This window comes from Streptomyces sp. BK208, assembly GCF_004364245.1.
Classification (GTDB): domain Bacteria; phylum Actinomycetota; class Actinomycetes; order Streptomycetales; family Streptomycetaceae; genus Streptomyces.
Map to the genome: position 1 here is coordinate 167,962 of NZ_SOAV01000008.1, position 19,100 is coordinate 187,061.

General features: G+C 71.5%; 17 protein-coding genes and 1 riboswitch. Of the genes, 12 read left to right on the top strand and 5 right to left on the bottom strand.

Annotated elements, in window-relative coordinates:
- Positions 1-67: 67 nt before the first annotated feature.
- Positions 68-469, bottom strand: a complete 402-nt coding sequence (locus EV562_RS21000; protein WP_133888370.1) for a hypothetical protein — start codon at positions 467-469, stop codon at positions 68-70.
- A gap of 207 nt (positions 470-676) precedes the next feature.
- On the opposite strand from EV562_RS21000, the gene EV562_RS21005 reads away from it, so the two are divergent.
- The 6 genes from EV562_RS21005 (at position 677) to EV562_RS21030 (ending at position 7,780) form a co-directional block, all read left to right on the top strand.
- A complete protein-coding gene (locus EV562_RS21005) occupies positions 677-1,297 on the top strand; it encodes a heme-copper oxidase subunit III (RefSeq protein WP_030186375.1) in 621 nt (206 codons plus the stop codon).
- 66 nt (positions 1,298-1,363) lie between these two features.
- Positions 1,364-2,173 carry a c-type cytochrome gene (locus EV562_RS21010; protein ID WP_133888371.1) on the top strand — a complete coding sequence of 270 codons (810 nt, stop codon included), beginning with the start codon at positions 1,364-1,366 and terminating at the stop codon, positions 2,171-2,173.
- The gene (locus EV562_RS21015; RefSeq protein WP_133888372.1) at positions 2,170-3,225 is read left to right on the top strand and encodes a Rieske 2Fe-2S domain-containing protein; all 1,056 of its coding nucleotides are present in this window, start codon (positions 2,170-2,172) and stop codon (positions 3,223-3,225) included. The genes EV562_RS21010 and EV562_RS21015 overlap by 4 nt, the downstream gene beginning before the upstream one ends.
- Positions 3,222-4,859, top strand: coding sequence for a cytochrome bc complex cytochrome b subunit (locus tag EV562_RS21020; RefSeq protein ID WP_133888373.1), 1,638 nt, complete (start codon positions 3,222-3,224; stop codon positions 4,857-4,859). Before EV562_RS21015 ends, EV562_RS21020 begins: the two co-directional genes overlap by 4 nt.
- Positions 4,860-4,999: 140 nt before the next feature.
- Complete coding sequence (gene trpD / locus EV562_RS21025; protein WP_133888374.1) at positions 5,000-6,064, top strand: anthranilate phosphoribosyltransferase; 1,065 nt, start codon at positions 5,000-5,002, stop codon at positions 6,062-6,064.
- Between the two features lie 77 nt (positions 6,065-6,141).
- Positions 6,142-6,258, top strand: a riboswitch (SAM riboswitch).
- Between the two features lie 145 nt (positions 6,259-6,403).
- A complete protein-coding gene (locus EV562_RS21030) occupies positions 6,404-7,780 on the top strand; it encodes an aminotransferase class V-fold PLP-dependent enzyme (RefSeq protein ID WP_133888375.1) in 1,377 nt (458 codons plus the stop codon).
- Between the two features lie 92 nt (positions 7,781-7,872).
- Here EV562_RS21030 and EV562_RS21035 read toward each other — a convergent pair whose 3' ends face one another.
- Positions 7,873-8,154 carry an Lrp/AsnC ligand binding domain-containing protein gene (locus EV562_RS21035; protein ID WP_055416531.1) on the bottom strand — a complete coding sequence of 94 codons (282 nt, stop codon included), beginning with the start codon at positions 8,152-8,154 and terminating at the stop codon, positions 7,873-7,875.
- Positions 8,151-8,921, bottom strand: coding sequence for a rhomboid family intramembrane serine protease (locus EV562_RS21040; protein ID WP_133888376.1), 771 nt, complete (start codon positions 8,919-8,921; stop codon positions 8,151-8,153). The genes EV562_RS21035 and EV562_RS21040 overlap by 4 nt, the downstream gene beginning before the upstream one ends.
- A 156-nt stretch (positions 8,922-9,077) precedes the next feature.
- On the opposite strand from EV562_RS21040, the gene EV562_RS21045 reads away from it, so the two are divergent.
- From EV562_RS21045 to EV562_RS21065, 5 genes are all read left to right on the top strand, one after another.
- Positions 9,078-9,317 (top strand): hypothetical protein, encoded by a 240-nt coding sequence (locus tag EV562_RS21045; protein WP_030402115.1) that lies wholly within the window; start codon positions 9,078-9,080, stop codon positions 9,315-9,317.
- A gap of 62 nt (positions 9,318-9,379) precedes the next feature.
- Positions 9,380-10,723, top strand: a complete 1,344-nt coding sequence (locus EV562_RS21050; protein WP_133888377.1) for an NYN domain-containing protein — start codon at positions 9,380-9,382, stop codon at positions 10,721-10,723.
- A gap of 231 nt (positions 10,724-10,954) precedes the next feature.
- Entirely contained in the window at positions 10,955-11,998 is a 1,044-nt protein-coding gene (locus EV562_RS21055; protein WP_133888378.1) for a C40 family peptidase, read from the top strand.
- A 259-nt stretch (positions 11,999-12,257) separates the two neighbouring features.
- Positions 12,258-13,274, top strand: coding sequence for a C40 family peptidase (locus EV562_RS21060; RefSeq protein ID WP_133888379.1), 1,017 nt, complete (start codon positions 12,258-12,260; stop codon positions 13,272-13,274).
- Between the two features lie 115 nt (positions 13,275-13,389).
- Positions 13,390-14,583, top strand: coding sequence for a hypothetical protein (locus tag EV562_RS21065; protein ID WP_166661917.1), 1,194 nt, complete (start codon positions 13,390-13,392; stop codon positions 14,581-14,583).
- Here the strand turns inward: EV562_RS21065 and EV562_RS21070 are convergent.
- Complete coding sequence (locus EV562_RS21070) at positions 14,540-15,805, bottom strand: glycosyltransferase 87 family protein (protein WP_133888380.1); 1,266 nt, start codon at positions 15,803-15,805, stop codon at positions 14,540-14,542. The genes EV562_RS21065 and EV562_RS21070 overlap by 44 nt on opposite strands.
- Before the next feature lie 132 nt (positions 15,806-15,937).
- On the opposite strand from EV562_RS21070, the gene EV562_RS21075 reads away from it, so the two are divergent.
- A complete protein-coding gene (locus EV562_RS21075) occupies positions 15,938-17,080 on the top strand; it encodes a glycosyltransferase family 4 protein (protein WP_133888381.1) in 1,143 nt (380 codons plus the stop codon).
- 121 nt (positions 17,081-17,201) lie between these two features.
- Here EV562_RS21075 and EV562_RS21080 read toward each other — a convergent pair whose 3' ends face one another.
- On the bottom strand, positions 17,202-18,998 hold the full coding sequence (locus tag EV562_RS21080) for an AMP-dependent synthetase/ligase (protein ID WP_133888382.1): 1,797 nt from the start codon (positions 18,996-18,998) through the stop codon (positions 17,202-17,204).
- Between the last annotated feature and the right edge of the window lie 102 nt (positions 18,999-19,100).

Sequence of the window (19,100 nt, forward strand, 5' to 3'; positions counted from 1 at the left end):
CGAGGCCCACAGGAGGCAGGTGCCGGGGGCGCGGGGGTCTGACCCGCGCCCCCGGCCGGAAGGCGCCCTAGACGCCCTGCAGCCTCTTCTCGCGCAGCAGCGAGGCCAGCGCACCCGCGAACTCCACCGGCTCCACCGGCAGCGTCACCGCCGCCTCCGCCCGGCTCCAGGTCGCCAGCCACGCGTCCTGCGGCCGCGCGATGAGCAGCAGTACCGGCGGGCACTGGAAGATCTCGTCCTTGATCTGGCGGCACATGCCCATGCCGCCCATGGGCACGGCCTCGCCGTCCAGGACGCAGACGTCGATCCCGCCCCGGTCCAGCTCCTTGAGCACGGCGGCCGGAGTCGCGCACTCCACGAACTCGACCACCGGCACGTCCGGGGCCGGCCGGCGGCCGGTCGCGAGCCGCACCTGTTCGCGGGTGTTGGAGTCGTCGCTGTAGACCAGCACCGTGGCGGTCGCCTGCATGCTTCCTCCGATACGCGGTGAAGACCGATGGAGCCCGTGAGGCTGTCGTAGCCCGTTGGGCCGGATGCTACTCCCTCGAACGCCCCGTCAGCACGGGTTCGGACACGGCTTCGACGGACCGTTCGATGGGCCATCCGGGCAGTACAGACGGGGCGGACACTCCGAACGGCACCCCCCGGGGTGAGGGCGGGATAAGCGACCGACATAATGTCGGTCGTGGCGACAGCAACGACAGTAGAAACCGGGCACGCGCACCCGTCGGTCAACCGGCCGAACCTCACCAGCGTCGGAACCATCATCTGGTTGAGTTCCGAGCTGATGTTCTTCGCGGCCCTCTTCGCGATGTACTTCACCCTGCGATCGGTGACGGGCCCGGACTTCTGGTCCGAGAAGGCTCACGCGCTGAACGTCCCGTTCTCCGCGACGAACACCACGATCCTGGTGCTCTCCTCCCTCACCTGCCAGCTCGGCGTGTTCGCGGCCGAGCGCGGTGACGTGAAGAAGCTCCGGATGTGGTTCATCGTCACCTTCGTGATGGGTGCGATCTTCATCGGCGGTCAGGTGTTCGAGTACACCGAACTGGTCAAGAAGGACGGGATCTCCCTGTCCTCCGACCCGTACGGCTCGGCGTTCTACCTGACCACCGGCTTCCACGGACTGCACGTGACGGGCGGCCTGATCGCCTTCCTGCTGGTCCTCGGCCGCACCTACGCGGCCCGGAGGTTCACCCACGAGCAGGCGACCGCCGCCATCGTCGTGTCCTATTACTGGCACTTCGTCGATGTGGTCTGGATCGGCCTGTTCGCCACGATCTACCTGATCAAGTAGTCGCGGCACCGCACCCGCGCAATACCAGACGCATCGACGCAGAAGATCCTGACACCGGGGTAATCCGTGAAAAAGCTCTCCGCACGACGACGCCATCCGCTGGCGGCACTCGTCGTCCTACTCCTCGCGCTGGCATGCACAGGGGGGCTGTACGCCGCGTTCGCACCCGCGAGCAAGGCGCAGGCCGATGAAAGCGCCCAGTCCCTCGCCATCGACGAGGGCAAGAAGCTCTACGCCGTCGGCTGTGCCAGTTGCCACGGCACCGGTGGTCAGGGCACCAGCGACGGTCCGAGCCTGGTCGGCGTGGGCGCCGCGGCCGTCGACTTCCAGGTCGGCACCGGCCGCATGCCGGCCCAGCAGCCCGGCGCGCAGGTCCCGAAGAAGAAGGTCATCTACTCCCAGGCGGAGATCGACCAGCTCGCGGCCTACATCGCGTCGCTGGGTGCCGGTCCGGCCGTCCCCTCCGAGGAGAAGTACGGCCCCGAGGGCGCGGACATCGCCAAGGGCGGCGAGCTGTTCCGCACCAACTGCGCGCAGTGCCACAACTTCACCGGCAAGGGTGGCGCCCTGACGCACGGCAAGTACGCGCCGAGCCTGGAGGGCGTCAGCCCGAAGCACATCTACGAGGCCATGCAGACCGGCCCGCAGAACATGCCCTCCTTCCCCGACACCACCCTGTCGGAACAGAACAAGAAGGACATCATCGCCTACCTGGACGCGGTCAACGGTGACGAGACCGTGGACCCGGGCGGTCTTTCGCTCGGCGGCCTCGGGCCGGTCAGCGAAGGCCTGTTCGGCTGGATCTTCGGCCTGGGTGCCTGCATCGCCGTCGCCGTGTGGGTCGCCGCTCGGACCGCAAAGGCCAAGAAGTCATGAGTAGCCAAGACATTCCAGAAGAGAACCTGCCGGCTGAGCAGGGCGGCACGCACGTGCCGAAGCCCGCGGACGACAAGAACCCGTTCGCGGACCCGGGGCTGCCGCCCCACGAGCACCGGATCCAGGACGTCGACGAGCGGGCCGCCAAGCGGTCCGAGCGCGTGGTCGCCCTGCTGTTCACGGTGTCGATGCTGGCCACCGCCGGCTTCATCGCCTCGTTCGTCGCGATCCCGCACGACAAGTCGATCTTCGTCTTCCCCCTCGGTCACATCAACGCGATGAACTTCGCGCTGGGCCTGACCCTGGGCGTGGCGCTGTTCACCATCGGCGCGGGCGCCGTCCACTGGGCGCGCACCCTGATGTCCGACGAGGAGGTCGCCGACGAGCGCCACCCGATCGAGGCGTCGCCCGAGACCCGCGCGAAGGTCCACGCGGACTTCAAGCAGGGCGCCAAGGAGTCGGTGATCGGCCGGCGCAAGCTGATCCGCAACACGATGCTGGGCGCGCTCACGCTGGTCCCGCTCTCCGGCGTCGTCCTGCTGCGCGACCTCGGCCCGCTGCCCGGGACGAAGCTCCGCCACACGTTGTGGTCCAAGGGCAAGCTGCTCGTCAACATGAACACGAACGAGCCCATGCGTCCGTCGGACATCGGGGTCGGTTCCCTCACCTTCGCCAAGCCCGAGGGCCTGGAGGAGGACAACCACGACTTCCAGAACGAGATCGCCAAGGCGGCCCTGATGATCATCCGGCTGGAGCCGGACAGCATCAAGGACAAGCGCGAGCTCGAGTGGTCGCACGAGGGCATCGTGGCGTACTCGAAGATCTGCACCCACGTCGGCTGCCCGATCTCCCTGTACGAGCAGCAGACGCACCACGCGCTCTGCCCCTGCCACCAGTCCACCTTCGATCTTTCCGACGGCGCCCGGGTCATCTTCGGTCCCGCCGGTCACCCGCTGCCGCAGCTGCGCATCGGTGTGAACGACGAGGGCTATCTCGAGGCGCTCAGCGACTTCGAGGAGCCCGTCGGTCCTGCATTCTGGGAGCGCGGATGAGTACTGCAGCCAACGACGCACCCCGCTCGCGCGGGAAGGCACCGGCCGGCGAGCGCGTCGCCGACTGGGCCGACGGCCGGCTCGGGATCTACTCCCTGGCCAAGGCCAACATGCGCAAGATCTTCCCCGACCACTGGTCGTTCATGCTGGGTGAGGTCTGCCTCTACAGCTTCATCATCATCATCCTCACGGGTGTGTACCTGACGCTGTTCTTCCACCCGTCGATGAACGAGGTCACGTACCACGGCTCGTACGTCCCCATGCAGGGACAGCTGATGAGCGAGGCGTACAAGTCGACGCTCGACATCAGCTTCGACGTGCGCGGCGGTCTGCTGATCCGGCAGATCCACCACTGGGCGGCGATCATCTTCCTCGCCGGCATGTTCGTGCACATGATGCGCGTCTTCTTCACCGGCGCGTTCCGCAAGCCGCGTGAGATCAACTGGCTGTTCGGCTTCCTGCTGTTCGTCCTCGGCATGTTCACCGGGTTCACCGGTTACTCGCTCCCGGACGACCTGCTCTCCGGCACCGGTGTCCGCTTCACCCAGGGCGCGATCCTGTCCACGCCGATCATCGGCACGTACATCTCGATGTTCCTGTTCGGCGGGGAGTTCCCCGGGACCGACTTCGTCGCCCGGTTCTACTCGATCCACATCCTGCTGCTGCCGGGCATCATGCTCGGGCTCGTGGTCGGCCACCTGATCCTGGTCTTCTACCACAAGCACACGCAGTTCGCGGGTCCCGGCAAGACCAACAAGAACGTCGTCGGCATGCCGCTGCTGCCGGTGTACATGGCGAAGGCCGGAGGCTTCTTCTTCCTGGTCTTCGGTGTCATCGCGGTCATCGCCGGCATCGCCTCGGTCAACCCGATCTGGAGCATCGGCCCCTACCGGCCCGACCAGGTGTCCACGGGCGCCCAGCCGGACTGGTACATGGGCTTCGCCGAGGGTCTGGTCCGCGCCATGCCGGGCTGGGAGATCAACTTCTGGGGTCACACCCTGGTCCTCGGTGTGTTCGTCCCGCTGGTGATCTTCGGTATCTTCCTCGCGGTCATCGCCCTCTACCCGTTCATCGAGTCGTGGGTGACCGGGGACAAGCGCGAGCACCACATCCTGGACCGGCCGCGCAACGCCCCGACCCGTACCGCCTTCGGCGTCGCCTGGGTCACCGCGTACATGATCATGCTGATCGGTGGTGGCAACGACATCGTCGCGACCCACTTCCACCTGTCGATCAACTCGGTCACCTGGTTCGTGCGGATCGGGTTCTTCGTCGGACCGGTCATCGCTTTCGTCATCACCAAGCGGATCTGCCTCGGCCTCCAGCGCCGGGACAAGGACAAGGTGCTGCACGGCCGCGAGTCGGGCATCATCAAGCGCCTGCCGCACGGTGAGTTCATCGAGGTGCACGAGCCGCTCAGCCAGGAGCAGCTGCACACGCTCACGGCGCACGAGCAGTACAAGCCGGCCGAGATCGGCCCGACGGTCGACGAGAACGGCGTCGAGCGCAAGGTGAAGGGCTCCGAGAAGCTCCGCGCCAAGCTCAGCGAGGCCTACTACGGCGAGGAGTCGCAGATTCCGAAGCCGACCGTCGACGAGTACAAGGAGATCACGAGCGGCCACGGCCACCACTGACCCTCCAGCGTCGCCACACCACGGTCGAAGGGCCCCGTCCGTTCCGCGGACGGGGCCCTTCGGCCGTGTCCGGGCTGGATAGGGTGGAACCGCACCTCCCTTCCACGACACACCCCACACACACGATTCAGGAGCGGCTCATGAGCGCTGTGACCCCCGCTGGAGGCGACATCGCGGCGGGCCACTCCTGGCCCGCCCTGCTGAACGGCCTGCTGGACGGCCGTGACCTGTCCGCGGACGAGACCGCCTGGGCGCTGGACGTGATCATGCGCGGCGAGGCGACCGACGCGCAGATCGCCGCCTTCGCGGTGGGGCTGCGGTTCAAGGGGGAGACGGTCGAGGAGATCTCCGGGCTGGTCCGCACCATGTACGACCACGCCAACGTGATCGAGGTGCCGGGCAGGACCGTCGACATCGTCGGCACCGGCGGTGACGGCGCGAAGACGGTGAACATCTCCACCATGTCCGCGATCGTGGTGGCCGGCACGGGCGCCAAGGTCGTCAAGCACGGCAACCGGGCCGCCTCCTCGGCGTCCGGCGCCTCCGACGTCCTGGAGAAGCTCGGGGTCAACCTGCAGCTGACGCCGAAGCGGGTGGCCGAGGTCGCGGAGGAGGCCGGCATCACGTTCTGCTTCGCGGTGAAGTTCCACCCGGCCCTGCGCCACGTCGCGGCGGCCCGCGGCCAGCTCGGCATCCGCACGGTGTTCAACTTCCTGGGTCCGCTGACCAACCCCGCCCGGGTGAAGGCACAGGCGATCGGGGTCGCCCATGCCCGGATGGCACCGATCATCGCCGGTGTCTTCGCCGAGCGCGGCCACTCCTCCCTGGTCTTCCGGGGCGACGACGGTCTGGACGAGCTGACCACGACCGCCACCTCCCGGGTCTGGGTCGTGCGGGACGGCCGGGTGACCGAGGAGGCCTTCGACCCCCGGGACGTCGGGCTCGACCTGGTGCCGGTCGAGGCGTTGCGCGGCGCCGACGCCTCCTACAACGCCGACGTGGCCCGTCGCCTGCTGGCCGGCGAGCCGGGACCCGTACGGGACGCGGTGCTGCTGAACTCGGCGGCGGCCCTGGTGGCCCTGGAGCCGGGCGGGGCACCGCTGGCCGAGCAGCTCCGGGCCGGGATGGACCGGGCGGCCGAGGCGATCGACTCGGGCGCCGCCAAGCGCGCCCTCGACCGCTGGGTGGCCGCCAGCCACGCCTGAACCCCGCGTGTGACGTGCGTCCCGCGATCCGGACCCGGGTTGCGGGACGCCGATCTCTTCCCATAAGTTTTTCGACAGGTCATGAGTGACAGTCATGAGGCCCCGGCCGACTGTCCGGCAACCCTCCGTCCGTGGCGGGGTGCCCCGGGTGAAGACCAGGCCGTGGACAGCAAGGTCCACGGCAAGCGCGGACCCCTCGCGAAACCAGGGGTCCTGGGTCGTCCGAGGGAGTCTCCCGTGAACCAGCGAATGCGATAGGGCCGCAGAGCCCCGCCTCCGCATCTCTTCCTTCACCTTTCACAGCGCGCTTCTCGCGCTGGTTCCTCACGGGAGTCCGCCATGTCCGCACCCGCCCCTGCCGCCACCGCCGTGGCCGCCCCGCTGCCCGTCCTCGGCCGGGACGTCACCGTGCCGCTCGTCACCGGCGGGGAGGTCGCCTACGCCGCGCTCGACTACGCCGCCAGCGCGCCCGCGCTCCAGCGGGTCTGGGACGACGTGGCCGCCTACGCCCCGTACTACGGCAGCGTGCACCGCGGCGCCGGCTACCTGTCGCAGCTGTCCACCGACCTGTTCGAGAACGCCCGGGCGACGGTCGCCGGCTTCCTCGGCTGCCGGGACGACGACCAGGTGGTCTTCACCCGCTCCACCACCGACTCCCTGAACCTGCTCGCCGCCGCGCTGCCCGCCGGGAGCAGGGTCTTCGTCTTCGAGACCGAGCACCACGCCTCGCTGCTGCCCTGGCGGGACGCCGACGTGACCTACCTGGACGCCCCGCGCACCCCCGCGCAGGCCGTTCAGACCCTGGAGCGCGCCCTCGCCGCCCGCGAGCCGTACGGGCCCGCCCTGGTCTGCGTGACCGGCGCCTCCAACGTCACCGGCGAGCTGTGGCCGGTGCGTGAACTGGCCGCCGCCGCACACGCGCACGGTGCCCGGATCGTGCTGGACGCCGCCCAGCTCGCCCCGCACCACCCCGTCTCGGTGACCGATCTGGACGTCGACTGGGTCGCCTTCTCCGGACACAAGCTGTACGCGCCCTTCGGCTCGGGCGTGCTGGCCGGACGGGCCGATTGGCTGCGCGAGGCCGAGCCGTACCTCGCCGGTGGCGGCGCCAGCCGCCGGGTCAGCCGGCGCGCCGACGGCGGTGTGGACGTCCAGTGGCACGACAGCGCCGCCCGGCACGAGGCCGGGTCGCCCAACGTCATCGGCGCCTACGCCATCGCGTCCGCCTGCAAGGCGCTCACCGAGGCCGGGTTCGACACGCTGGTCGCCCGCGAGGAAGACCTGATCCGCAGGGTGCGGGAGGGCCTCGCCGGGGTTCCCGAGGTGCGTGTCCTCTCCCTCTTCGGCGACGACGCGCCGCGCGTCGGGGTGCTCTCCTTCGTCGTCGAGGGCTGGAACAGCTCGCACTTCGCCGCGGCCCTCTCCGCCGAGTACGGCATCGGGGTGCGCGACGGCCTCTTCTGCGCCCACCCGCTGCTGCGCACCCTGCTCGGCAGCGACCCGCAGGCGCAGGGCGAGTGCGGCGCACCCGAGGCGGTGCCCGGCGAGAAGTCCCTCAACGCCGTCCGGGTGAGCTTCGGCGCGGGCACCCCGGACGAGCACGTCGAGCGGTTCGTGAACGCCGTCAAGGAGCTGGTGAGCGACGGCGCCCGGTGGAAGTACCGCACCGAGGACGGCCGTTGCGTGCCCGACACCACCTCGGCCGCCGACGCCTGAGCGGCACGGGGGAGGAGGCCGGCTCCGGGGTGGGGGAGCCGCGCCCCGGTACGGTCACGCGCCCCTTCGGGGCGCGCCCCGCTCGGGGTCGGTCAGTTGTCGAGTCCGATGGCGAACGCCGCCTCCAGGTCGTGCTGCGAGTACGTCCGGAACGCGACGTGCGTGTCCGTGCCCTCCACGCCGGGGATCTTGCTGATCCGGCCGGGGATGACCTCGGCCAGGTCCTCGTGCTCGTTCACCCGCACCATGGCGATCAGGTCGTAGGTGCCGGTGACGGAGAAGACCTCGCTGACGTTCTCCAGCGCGGCGATCTGCTCCGCGATCTCGGGAATCCGGTCCACGCTGGTCTTGATGAGGACGATCGCGCTGATCACGGCTGGTTCTCTCCCTCGGGCGCCGTCACTGGAACGCCCCCAACTCTAGTCGTACGCCCGAACCGCGCCCAGGCGAAGAAGAAGCCGAGGCCGAAGCCCACCAGGTGCGCGAGGTACGCCACCCCGGGCCCGTCACCGGCCCGGCCCGCCGCCATCCACTGCAGGGCCGCCCAGAACGGCAGCACGAGCCAGGCCGGGAAGCGCAGCGGCAGGAAGAAGAGGAAGGGCAGCAGGCTGGTCACGCGGGCCCGGGGGAAGAGGAACAGGAACGCGCCGAGGATCGCGGAGATCGCCCCCGAGGCGCCGACCAGGGACTCCTGGGAGTGGGCGTTGGCGCCCGCGTAGCCGAGCAGGGCCAGGTAGCCGCAGCCGAGGTAGAACAGGGTGAACTGGAGCCTGCCCATCCGTTGTTCGGTCATCGCGCCGAAGACGTAGAGGAAGAGCATGTTGCCCAGCAGGTGCACCCAGCCGCCGTGGACGAACAGCGCGGTGGCCGGGGTGAGCGCCGACCCGGGGGAGTCCTCGAACAGTTCTGCGGGGATCACGCCCCAGCGCCGGAAGTGGGCGCGCTGCGCCGCCAGCTGCTCCTCCCCGGTGCCGTACAGCGGGTTCAGACCCGCCGCCGGGCTGATCAGGAACAGCAGGCAGCACAGCGTGATCAGCGTGTACGTCACCGGCGCCGCCCGGCCCCCGGGCGGGCGGGCCGGGACGAGCTTCCTGGCCGCCCCGACCGTTCTGCGGGCCGTCCTGCTCCAGTTGCGGATCATGGATACAGAGCATGACGTAACGGACGCGAGGGGTCATAGCGCCTCGCCGCCGTGGACACGCGGGCGTCGGGTACCCGCCAGGCCGTAGGGTTACGAGCCACACGCACCGGGCAGGCCCGGCGCGTCACCGACACTGGAAGAGAGCGAACAGCCACGATGACGGTTCCCCTGCCGACCGACACGACGCGGTGGCGCTGCACCCTCTGCGGCAACCTCACCCGCTTCGACGTGACCCGGGCCTCGAAGGTCGTCGAGTACGTGCACCTCGATCTGGCCGGTGAGCCGACGGTGGAGGAGCGCGAGGTGCTCAGTGAGACCATCGAGTCGGTGCGGTGCCGCTGGTGCAACGCCGTGGACCAGGTGGAACTCGTCGACAGGCCGGATGCCGCCTCCTGAGTGGAGCGGCCCCGCACCAGGCGATTCCGGCGCGGGATCGCCCTGAGACATTGAGGTGACGGATGGTGGAGACACACGGCGGGGGGCCGGGCGACGGCGCCGCTGAGGTGCTCGACCGCCCGCTGCCCGACGGCGTGCGCCGCCGGGTCGTGCAGATCGTGTCCGACGGCTTCGGCTCGCTCACCCTCGGTGAGCTGCCCGCCCAGCTGAGGCAGTACGCCAGGTTCGCCCCCAACCGCAGGGCCAAGTTCGCCGGCAACGCCATGGCCGCCGCCGTGGAGACCGACCCGCTCTTCCGCCAGCGCATCGGAGAGAAGCTCCGCGACGCCCAGCCGGAACTGGCCGGTGCCCTGGACGCCGGGTCCGCCCTCCCGGCCGCCGACCCGCTGGACGTGGCCGCCGCCGCCTACGTCCTGCGCCCGCACGGCTGGGTGAAGCTGGTGACCGCCGCCGGCGAGGAGGCGCAGCGCGCGGACGCCGAGCGCGCCGACGAGGAGAGCCGCGCCGAGCTGGAGCGGTTGCACCAGGAGCTGGCCCGGGCCCGGGAGCACACCAAGGCCGAGACCGAGCGGCTGCGCGCGGAGCTGGACACGGTGAAGCGGGAGAGCGAGTCGCTGCACCGCAAGCTGCGCTCCGCCCTCAGCGACGTCAAGCGCGGCGAGGCCGCGCTGCGCAAGCTCCGGGCCGAGACGGACGCCGCCCGCGCCGAGGCGCACACCCAGGTGTCCACCGCCGAGAGCGAGGCCCGGCGGCTCAAGGCCCGCCTCGGGGAGGCGGAGGCCGCCCTGGAGGCCAGCCGCAAGGCCGCCCGCGAGGGGCGCAGTGTCGAGGACATGCGCGTACGGCTGCTGCTCGACACCCTTCTCGACGCCACCCAGGGGCTGCGCCGCGAGCTGGCGCTGCCTCCGGTGTCCGTGCGGCCCGCGGAGACCGTGGACGCGGTCGAGCCGGGCCGGATGACGCCGAAGGACATCGCCAACCGGGCCCTGTCCGAGAACGACCCGGCCGTCCTCGACCAGTTGCTTGCGCTGCCCCAGGCGCATCTGGTCGTCGACGGCTACAACGTCACCAAGACCGGCTATCCCCAGATGCCGCTGGAGAAGCAGCGGCTGCGGCTGCTCGGCCAGCTCTCGCAGCTCGCCGCGCAGACCGGCGCCGAGATGACCTGCGTCTTCGACGGGGCCGAACTGGCGGCGCCCGTGCTGCTCGCGCCGCCGCGCGGGGTGCGGGTGCTCTTCTCCAAGCCCGGCGTCACCGCCGACGAGCTGATCCGGCAGCTGGTGCGGTCCGAGCCGCCGGGCCGGCCGGTCATCGTCGTCTCCACCGACCGCGAGGTCGCCGACGGCGTGGCGCGCGCCGGCGCACGCCCGGTGGCGTCCGTGGTGCTCCTCAAGCGGCTTTCCTAGCCCCTCATTCACTTCCGTACCAACCGCAACGTAGGCGCCCTATGCCCGAATTGACGGAAGCCTCACGCAACGTAGTGTCAGGCGGGCGTCACTGCAGGTGAGTTGTGGCGAAAAACGCGGTGCGTAACCGTGATTTTTCGACGGAGGATTTGAACTGATCACGAGTGGGTCACTAGGGTCACCCTTCGAACCCTCGAACGGGTGATCCCTCTCAAGAAGGAGCTCGTCTCCGTGGCGTCCCACCGTCGTCCCAAGCAGCCGAGCCGCACGCGCGTGACCGTGCTCACCACCGCTGCCGCCGCCGCTGTCGCTCTCAGCTCCCAGGCCGCCAACGCGGCCCCGAGCGAGAAGCCGAGCAAGGACGAGGTCAAGGCCAAGGTCGACAAGCTCTACGAGGAGGCCGAGCAGGCCACCGAGAAGTACAACGGCGCCAAGGAGAAGCAGGAGAAGCTCCAGAAGGAGATCTCCACCATCCAGGACAACGTCGCCCGCGGCCAGGAGGAGCTCAACGAGCTGCGCGACGGCCTCGGTTCGATGGCCAGCGCCCAGTACCGCTCCGGCGGCATCGACCCCTCCCTCCAGCTCTTCCTGTCCGCCGACCCGGACAACTACCTGGACAAGGCCTCCACCCTCGACCAGCTCAGCGGCCAGCAGGTCGAGGCGCTCAAGAAGATCCAGGTCAAGCAGCGCGACCTCGCCCAGCAGCGGTCCGAGGCCTCCGAGAAGCTCAAGGACCTCTCCGCCACCCGCACCGAACTGGGCAAGAAGAAGAAGCAGGTCCAGGGCAAGCTCTCGTCCGCGCAGAAGCTGCTCAACACGCTCACCGCGCAGGAGCGGTCGGCCCTCCAGGAGGAGGAGCAGCGCTCCAACCGCGCCAGCGAGCGCCAGGTGCTCACCGGCGGCAAGTCCACCCCGGCCTCCGGCCGCGCGGGCGCCGCCTTCGCCGCGGCCCAGGGCAAGATAGGCACGCCGTACGTCTACGGCGCCACCGGCCCGTCCTCCTTCGACTGCTCGGGCCTGACCTCCTGGGCGTACGCACAGGCCGGCGTCGGCATCCCGCGCACCTCCCAGGCACAGGCCAACTACGGCACCCGGATCTCCTCGATGAGCCAGCTGCAGGTGGGCGACCTGGTCTTCTTCTTCAGCGACCTGCACCACGTCGGCCTCTACGCCGGCAACGGCCAGGTCCTGCACGCGCCGCGCACCGGCACCAACGTCCGCTACGAGTCGATGAGCACGATCGGCGGCCCGTTCATGTTCGGCGTGCGCGTCTGACCGGGGCCGGCGTGTGCCTCTGACCGTGCCCGGTGCGAAGGCCCGACCCGGCGCCGCCGCGCCACCCGGAATCAGCCCCGCCGTACCGCCCGTTCGAGCGAATCACGTCCGGGTCATGTGACCCCCCGCCCCGCCGGTGACCTGCGTCAGCGGCGGGGCGTCGTGTTGCGCGGCCCCGGAGGTCGTTGGCCGGTGCCCCGCCGCGGGGTTACTGTCTGCCGCGTTTCCCCGTCCGCCAGCGGAAGGAGTGCGGCTTCCCGTGGGGTCCCATCGCCGCCTTGCACCATCCGGGTTCGACCGCGGCTCCACCGCCGCCGTGGGCCTGCTCTCCGTCGCCGCCGCGCTCCTGGGCGCCGTACCGGCCACGGCCGCGCCGCACGACGACCGGCGGGCGGAGGTGGACCGCCTGCACACCGAGGCGGAGCAGGCGACCGAGGCGTACAACAAGGCCGACGCGCGCACCGACCGGCTGCGCGAGGAGCTCTCCACCGCGCAGGACTCCATCGCCCGCCGGCAGCAGCACGTCAACACCCTGCGCGACGCGCTCGGTTCGCTGGCCGGGGCCCAGTACCGCTCCGGCGGCATCGACCCGTCGCTGGCGCTGCTGCTGTCCGCCGAACCGGACGACTACCTCGACCGGGCCTCCGTGCTCGACCGGATCACCACCCGTCAGGCGGGCGAGCTGAAAGAGCTCCAGCAGGCGATGCGCGACCTCGCGCAGGACCGCGCCGAGGCGGCCGCCAAGCTCGCCGAGCTGGAACGGGGCCGCAAGGCCGTCGCCGCCCACAAGAAGACCGTGGAGCGCAAGCTCGCCGAGGCCCGCGCGCTGCTCGCCGCCCTGCCGGACGACGAACGCGCCGCCTACGGGCGCGGCTCCCGCTCCGGCCGCGCGGACCTGACCGCCCTGGCCGGCGCCGCCGCTCCCGCCTCCGGCCGCGCCTTTGCCGCCTTCGCCGCCGCCCGCTCCGCCCTCGGCAAGCCCTACGTCTGGGGCGCCAACGGCCCCTCCGGCTTCGACTGCTCGGGCCTGACCCAGTGGGCCTACGCGCAGGCCGGCGTCGGCATCCCGCGCACCTCCCAGGCGCAGTCCGGCACCGGGCGCCGCGTGTCCCTGTCCGAGGCACGCCCCGGCGACCTGGTCGCCTACCGCAGCGACGCCAGCCACATCGGCATGTACGCCGGCAACGGCCAGGTGATCCACGCCCCCTACCCCGGAGCGCCGGTGCGCTACGACCCGGTCGGCATGATGCCGATCTCGTCCATCACCCGGGTGTGACGCCGGCGCCGGACCCCCGGGCCCGACCCGGCCGGTGCCCGCGGCCTGCCGGGTCCCGGCTCCCGGGGTCCCGGTCCGGTGCCGTCCGCGGTCCCGCGCCCGTACGATCGGGAACGTGGCTGGTCGAACGCGGGTGCCGGGGTGGTCGGCGGGGGTGCTGTGCCTGCTGATCGTCGGGTTCGTGGGCTGCGGGGGCCGGAGCGTGGCCGATCCCGCTCGGGCCGAGGTCCAGGGGGTCCTCGACCGGCGGGCCGCGGCCGTCCTCGCCCACGACGCGGCCGCCTACGCGCGCACCGGCGCCGGTGCCCGCTTCGGCGACCTGAGCGCGATCCCGCTGGCCGCCTGGTCGTACCGGGTGCGGGACCTGGACCGCAGCGGCGACACCGCCACCGCCGACGTCGAGCTGCGCTACCGCGTCGAGGGTTACGACCGGGGTGCCGTGGCCACCGGCCGCACGCTGCGGCTGAGCCGGGACGGCGCCGGCGGACGGTGGTCCGTCGACTCCGACCGGCCCGCGAAGAAGTCCGGCCAGCAGCCCTGGGACCAGGGTGAGGTCGAGGTCGTCCGGGGGACGCACAGCCTCGTCCTCGGCGTCGGGCAGCCCACCGGGACCCTGCGCCGCTTCGCCGGGCTTGCCGACCGGGCGGTGCCCGCCGTCGCCGACGCCTGGGACGGCGACTGGGCCCGCCGGGTGGTCGTGGTCGTCCCCAGGTCGCTGGAGGGCATGGCGGGCCTGCTCGGCTCGCCCGCCTCCTCCTACCGGGGCATCGCCGCGGTCACCACCGGGGAGACGGGCGGCCGGGAACACGCCCCGGCCGACCGGATCATCGTCAACCCCGACGCGTACGGACTCCTCGGCGACCTCGGCCGGCAGGTCGTCCTCACCCACGAGACGACCCACGTCGCCACCCGCGCCGACACCACCTCCGCCACGCCGCTGTGGCTCTCCGAGGGCTACGCCGACTGGGTCGGCTACCGCGACAGCGCGCGCGCCGCCGCCGAGGCCGCCCCCGAGCTGGCCGAGGCGGTCGCCGGGGGCGAGGTGCCGGCGCGGCTGCCGACGGACGAGGACTTCGGCTTCACCGCCGACGCGCAGGAACTGGCCCGGGCCTACGAGGGCGGCTGGCTGGCCTGCCGGATGATCGCCGAGCAGTGGGACGAGGACCGGCTGGACGCCTTCTACCGCTCCGTGGGCGCGCACGGCGAGCGCGCGGGCGCCGTCGAGGACGCGACGAGGAAGGTGCTCGGGACGACCCAGGAGGACTTCACGGCGCGCTGGCGGGAGTATCTGCGGACGCGGCTCGGCTGAGCCCGCCGGGCTCCCCGGCGCCGTCCGGGCGCCCGAGCCGCACCGTGTCCCGCCACAGGGCGCGGGCGCCGACGAGCGTGGCGGCCACCAGCAGGACGTTGCGGACGGCCAGGAGCGTGATGCCGAGCGGGGTGCTCGTGACGACGTCGCCGAACAGGAGAGGGAACTCCAGCAGCGTCACCAGGCTCGCCACCAGCACCAGGGTGACCGGCACCCGCATCCGGCTCTCCCGGAAGCACCGGCACACGGCACCGACGCCGATCAGCCACACCAGGTACTGCGGACTGATCACCCGGCTCGTCACCGTGAACATCAGCACCGCCACGAAGGCCGCGTCCGCCGCCGTGTGCGCCGCGAACCCCCGGCCCCCCGACCGCGCGGCCAGCAGCCGCCACAGCACCAGCCAGCCGAACGCCACCCCGCTGAGCGCCATGGAGACCGTGCCCACCGTGCCGACGTGCGGGCCCAGGAACTCCATGGAGCCGTAGTTCAGCAGCACCCCGCCCTCCCAGCCGAAGTGCCGCGCGACGTGGAAGACCAGCGAGCCCAGCGACTCCACCTCGACGCCCCGCTCACGCTGGAACGTCAGGAACGCGAACGCCCCGGGCATCGACACGGCGAACAGCGCGGTGAGCCCCGCGCCGCTCAGCACGGCGGCGAGCCACGGCGTCCGCCCCCGCATCCCGAGGAGCACCATCGCCGGCCACACCTTCAGCAGCGCCCCGAGCGCCGCCAGGCCGCCGGCCACGCGGGGATGCCGGCCCGCGGCGAGCAGCGCGGCCACCGCGACGGCGGTGACCATCACGTCGTAGCGGGCGTACACCGTCGGGCCGAGCAGCGGCACGCCCACCACCCACACCCACGCACCGCGCGGCGAGCGGGCCGATCCCCGGCCCGCGTGCCACAGCAGCGCCAGGACGGCGGCGTCCGTGACGCAGACGAGGACGAAGAACGCCGTCGCGTACTCCAGGAAGGGCAGCAGGCCGGGGGAGAGGACCGGGAGGGCCGCGGCCGGCGGGTACTGCCAGGTGACGTCCGCCAGCGGAAACGTTCCGGTACGCAGGACGTCGGACCAGCCCCGGTAGATCACGGAGACGTCGCTCGTGACGTCCGGGCCGGGGAAGACCAGCACCTTCAGCACGAACAGCAGCAGCACCAGCCGCGAGGCGCCCCAGGTCGACAGCAGCCACACCGGTGACCGCCCCGCGTCCTTCGTCTCCACGTGCTCCCTGCCCGTCCGTCCTGCCGGCCGCTGCTGCCTTCCGGTGCGGACATGATGACCCGGACACCTGTACGTGTGCCACAGGAGGCGGCCCGGTCCGCTCCCGGCGGCCGGTTCGGTAGGGTCGGCGACGTGCGCAAGACCTTGATCGTGACGAACGACTTCCCGCCCCGTCCGGGCGGCATCCAGGCCTTCCTGCACAACATGGCGCTGCGCCTGGACCCCGAGCGGCTGGTCGTCTACGCCTCCACCTGGAAGCGGAGCCGCGAGGGCATCGAGGCCACCGCCGCCTTCGACGCCGAGCAGCCCTTCACCGTCGTACGGGACCGTACGACGATGCTGCTGCCGACGCCCGGCGCCACCCGGCGTGCGGTGGGCCTGCTGCGCGAGCACGGCTGCACCTCGGTGTGGTTCGGGGCCGCCGCGCCCCTCGGCCTGATGGCCCCGGCCCTGCGGAAGGCGGGCGCCGAGCGCCTCGTCGCCACCACCCACGGCCACGAGGCGGGCTGGGCCCAGCTGCCCGCGGCCCGCCGACTGCTGCGCCGCATCGGCGAGTCGACCGACACGATCACCTACCTCGGGGAGTACACCCGCTCCCGCATCGCGGGCGCGCTCACGCCGGAGGCCGCCGCCCGGATGGTGCAACTGCCGCCCGGCGTCGACGAGAAGACCTTCCACCCGGGCAGCGGCGGCGACGAGGTGCGCGCCCGCCTGGGCCTCACCGACCGGCCCGTCGTCGTCTGCGTCTCCCGCCTGGTCCCGCGCAAGGGCCAGGACACCCTGATCCGCGCGATGCCCCGCGTCCTCGCCGCCGAGCCGGACGCCGTCCTGCTGATCGTCGGCGGCGGCCCCTACGAGAAGGACCTGCGCCGTCTCGCCGCCGAGACGGGCGTGGCCGGCTCCGTCCACTTCACCGGCCCGGTGCCCTGGTCCGAGCTGCCCGCCCACTACGGCGCCGGGGACGTCTTCGCCATGCCCTGCCGCACCCGCCGGGGCGGCCTCGACGTGGAGGGACTCGGCATCGTCTACCTGGAGGCCTCCGCGACCGGTCTGCCCGTCGTCGCCGGCGACTCGGGCGGCGCCCCCGACGCGGTGCTGGACGGCGAGACGGGCTGGGTGGTCCGCGGCGCCGACCCGGACGAGTCCGCCGACCGCGTCATCGCCCTCCTCGCCGACCCCGCACTGCGCCGCAGGATGGGCGAGCGGGGCCGCTCGTGGGTCGAGGAGAAGTGGCGCTGGGACCTGCTGGCGGAGCACCTGAAGGCGCTGCTGTAACGCGGGGTGCCTTGTCGGCGCGGGGGAGTCGGACTGACCTCAGGGGCGAGGGGGACTGCCCATCCAGCCCCGACGGACGGGACGCCGCCGTCGAACCGCACCCGGCACCCCATGGGCGCCCCTACTTGGCGTAGATCGCCTCGATCTCGTCCGCGTAGTCCTTCGCCACGATGTTCCGCTTCAGCTTCAGCGAAGGCGTCAAGTGCCCCGAGTCCTCGGTGAACTGCGCCCCGAGCACCCGGAACTTCCGCACCGACTCCGCCTTCGACACCGCCGCGTTCCCGTCGTCGACCGCGTCCTGGATCGCCGCGAGCAGATCCGCGTCGTCCCGCAGCGACACCGCGCTCGAACCGGCCGGTTTCCCGTGCTCCTCGCACCAGCGGCCCAGGAACTCCTCGTCGAGGGTGACCAGCGCGCCCACGAAGGGCCGCCCGTCGCCGACCACCATGCACTCGGCGACCAGCGCGTGCGCCCGGATGCGGTCCTCTATGACGGCCGGGGCGACGTTCTTGCCGCCGGCCGTGACGATGATCTCCTTCTTGCGGCCCGTGATCCGCAGGTAGCCGTCCTCGTCGAGGGTGCCGATGTCGCCGGTGTGGAACCAGCCGTCGGCCAGCGCCTGAGCGGTCGCGGCCGGGTTGTTCCAGTACTCCTTGAACAGGTGCTCGCCGTGCAGCAGCACCTCGCCGTCGTCCGCGATGCGCACCACGGAGCCGGGCAGCGGCTGGCCGACCGTGCCGATCTTCTGCCGGTCCCAGGGGTTGAAGGCGGTGGCCGCGCAGGACTCGGTCAGGCCGTAGCCCTCCAGGACCGTGAAGCCGATGCCGCGGAAGAAGTGGCCGAGCCGCTCGCCGAGCGGGGCGCCGCCGGAGATCGCGTACTCGCCGCGGCCGCCGAGGACCGTACGGAGCTTGCTGTAGACGAGCTTGTCGAAGACCTTGTGCTTGATCTTCAGGCCGACGGCCGGGCCCGACGGGGTGTCCAGCGCCTTGCTGTACGCGATGGCGGTGTCGGCGGCCTTGTCGAAGATCTTGCCCTTGCCGTCGGCCTGCGCCTTGGCCCGCGCCGAGTTGTAGACCTTCTCGAAGACGCGCGGCACGCCCAGGATCAGCGTGGGCCGGAACGCGGCCAGCTCGTCGGTGAGGTTCTTGATGTCGGGGACGTTGCCCAGCTTGATCGGCGCGATCATCGGCGCGACCTGGACCAGCCGCCCGAAGACGTGGGCGAGCGGGAGGAAGAGCAGGACCGAACACTCACCGGTGCGGAAGAGCGGACGCAGCCGCTCGACGACGTTGCCGCACTCGGCGAAGAAGCTGCGGTGGGTGAGCACGCAGCCCTTGGGGCGGCCGGTGGTGCCGGAGGTGTAGACGATGGTGGCGGGGTCGTCCGCCTTCGCGATCGAGCCGCGCTCCTCGACGGCCCGGTCGGTGACGTCCTGCCCGAGGCGCCCCAGCTCCTCCACCGCCCCGGCGTCGATCTGCCAGAGGTTCTTGAGGGCCGGCAGCTGCTCGCGCACCGACTCCACGGCCGCGGCGTGCCCGGCCGACTCCACGACGCACGCCGTGGCCCCCGAGTCGCTGAGGATCCACTGCACCTGCTCGGCGGAGCTGGTCTCGTACACCGGCACGGTGATCGCGCCGGCGCTCCAGATCGCGAAGTCCAGCAGCGTCCACTCGTACCGGGTACGGGACATCAGGCCGACCCGGTCGCCCGGCTGGACGCCGGAGGCGATGAGGCCCTTGGCCGCTGAGTGCACCTCGGCGAGGAAGTCGCGCGCGGTCACGTCCTGCCAGGCGCCGTCCACCTTGCGGGCGATGACGGCGACGTCAGGATGCTGCGCGGCGTTCCTCCTGACGATGTCGGTCAGGTTTCCGTCCGTGGGGACCTCGTACAAGGCCGGAAGGCTGAACTCGCGCAAGACTGCTGCTCCTCATAGGGCGCCGGCGCCACGACACTGTGTGATGCGACGGTGCGGTCCAAGGGTCGGGCAAGTGCTCCGGAGAACTCATGCGCGATTCAC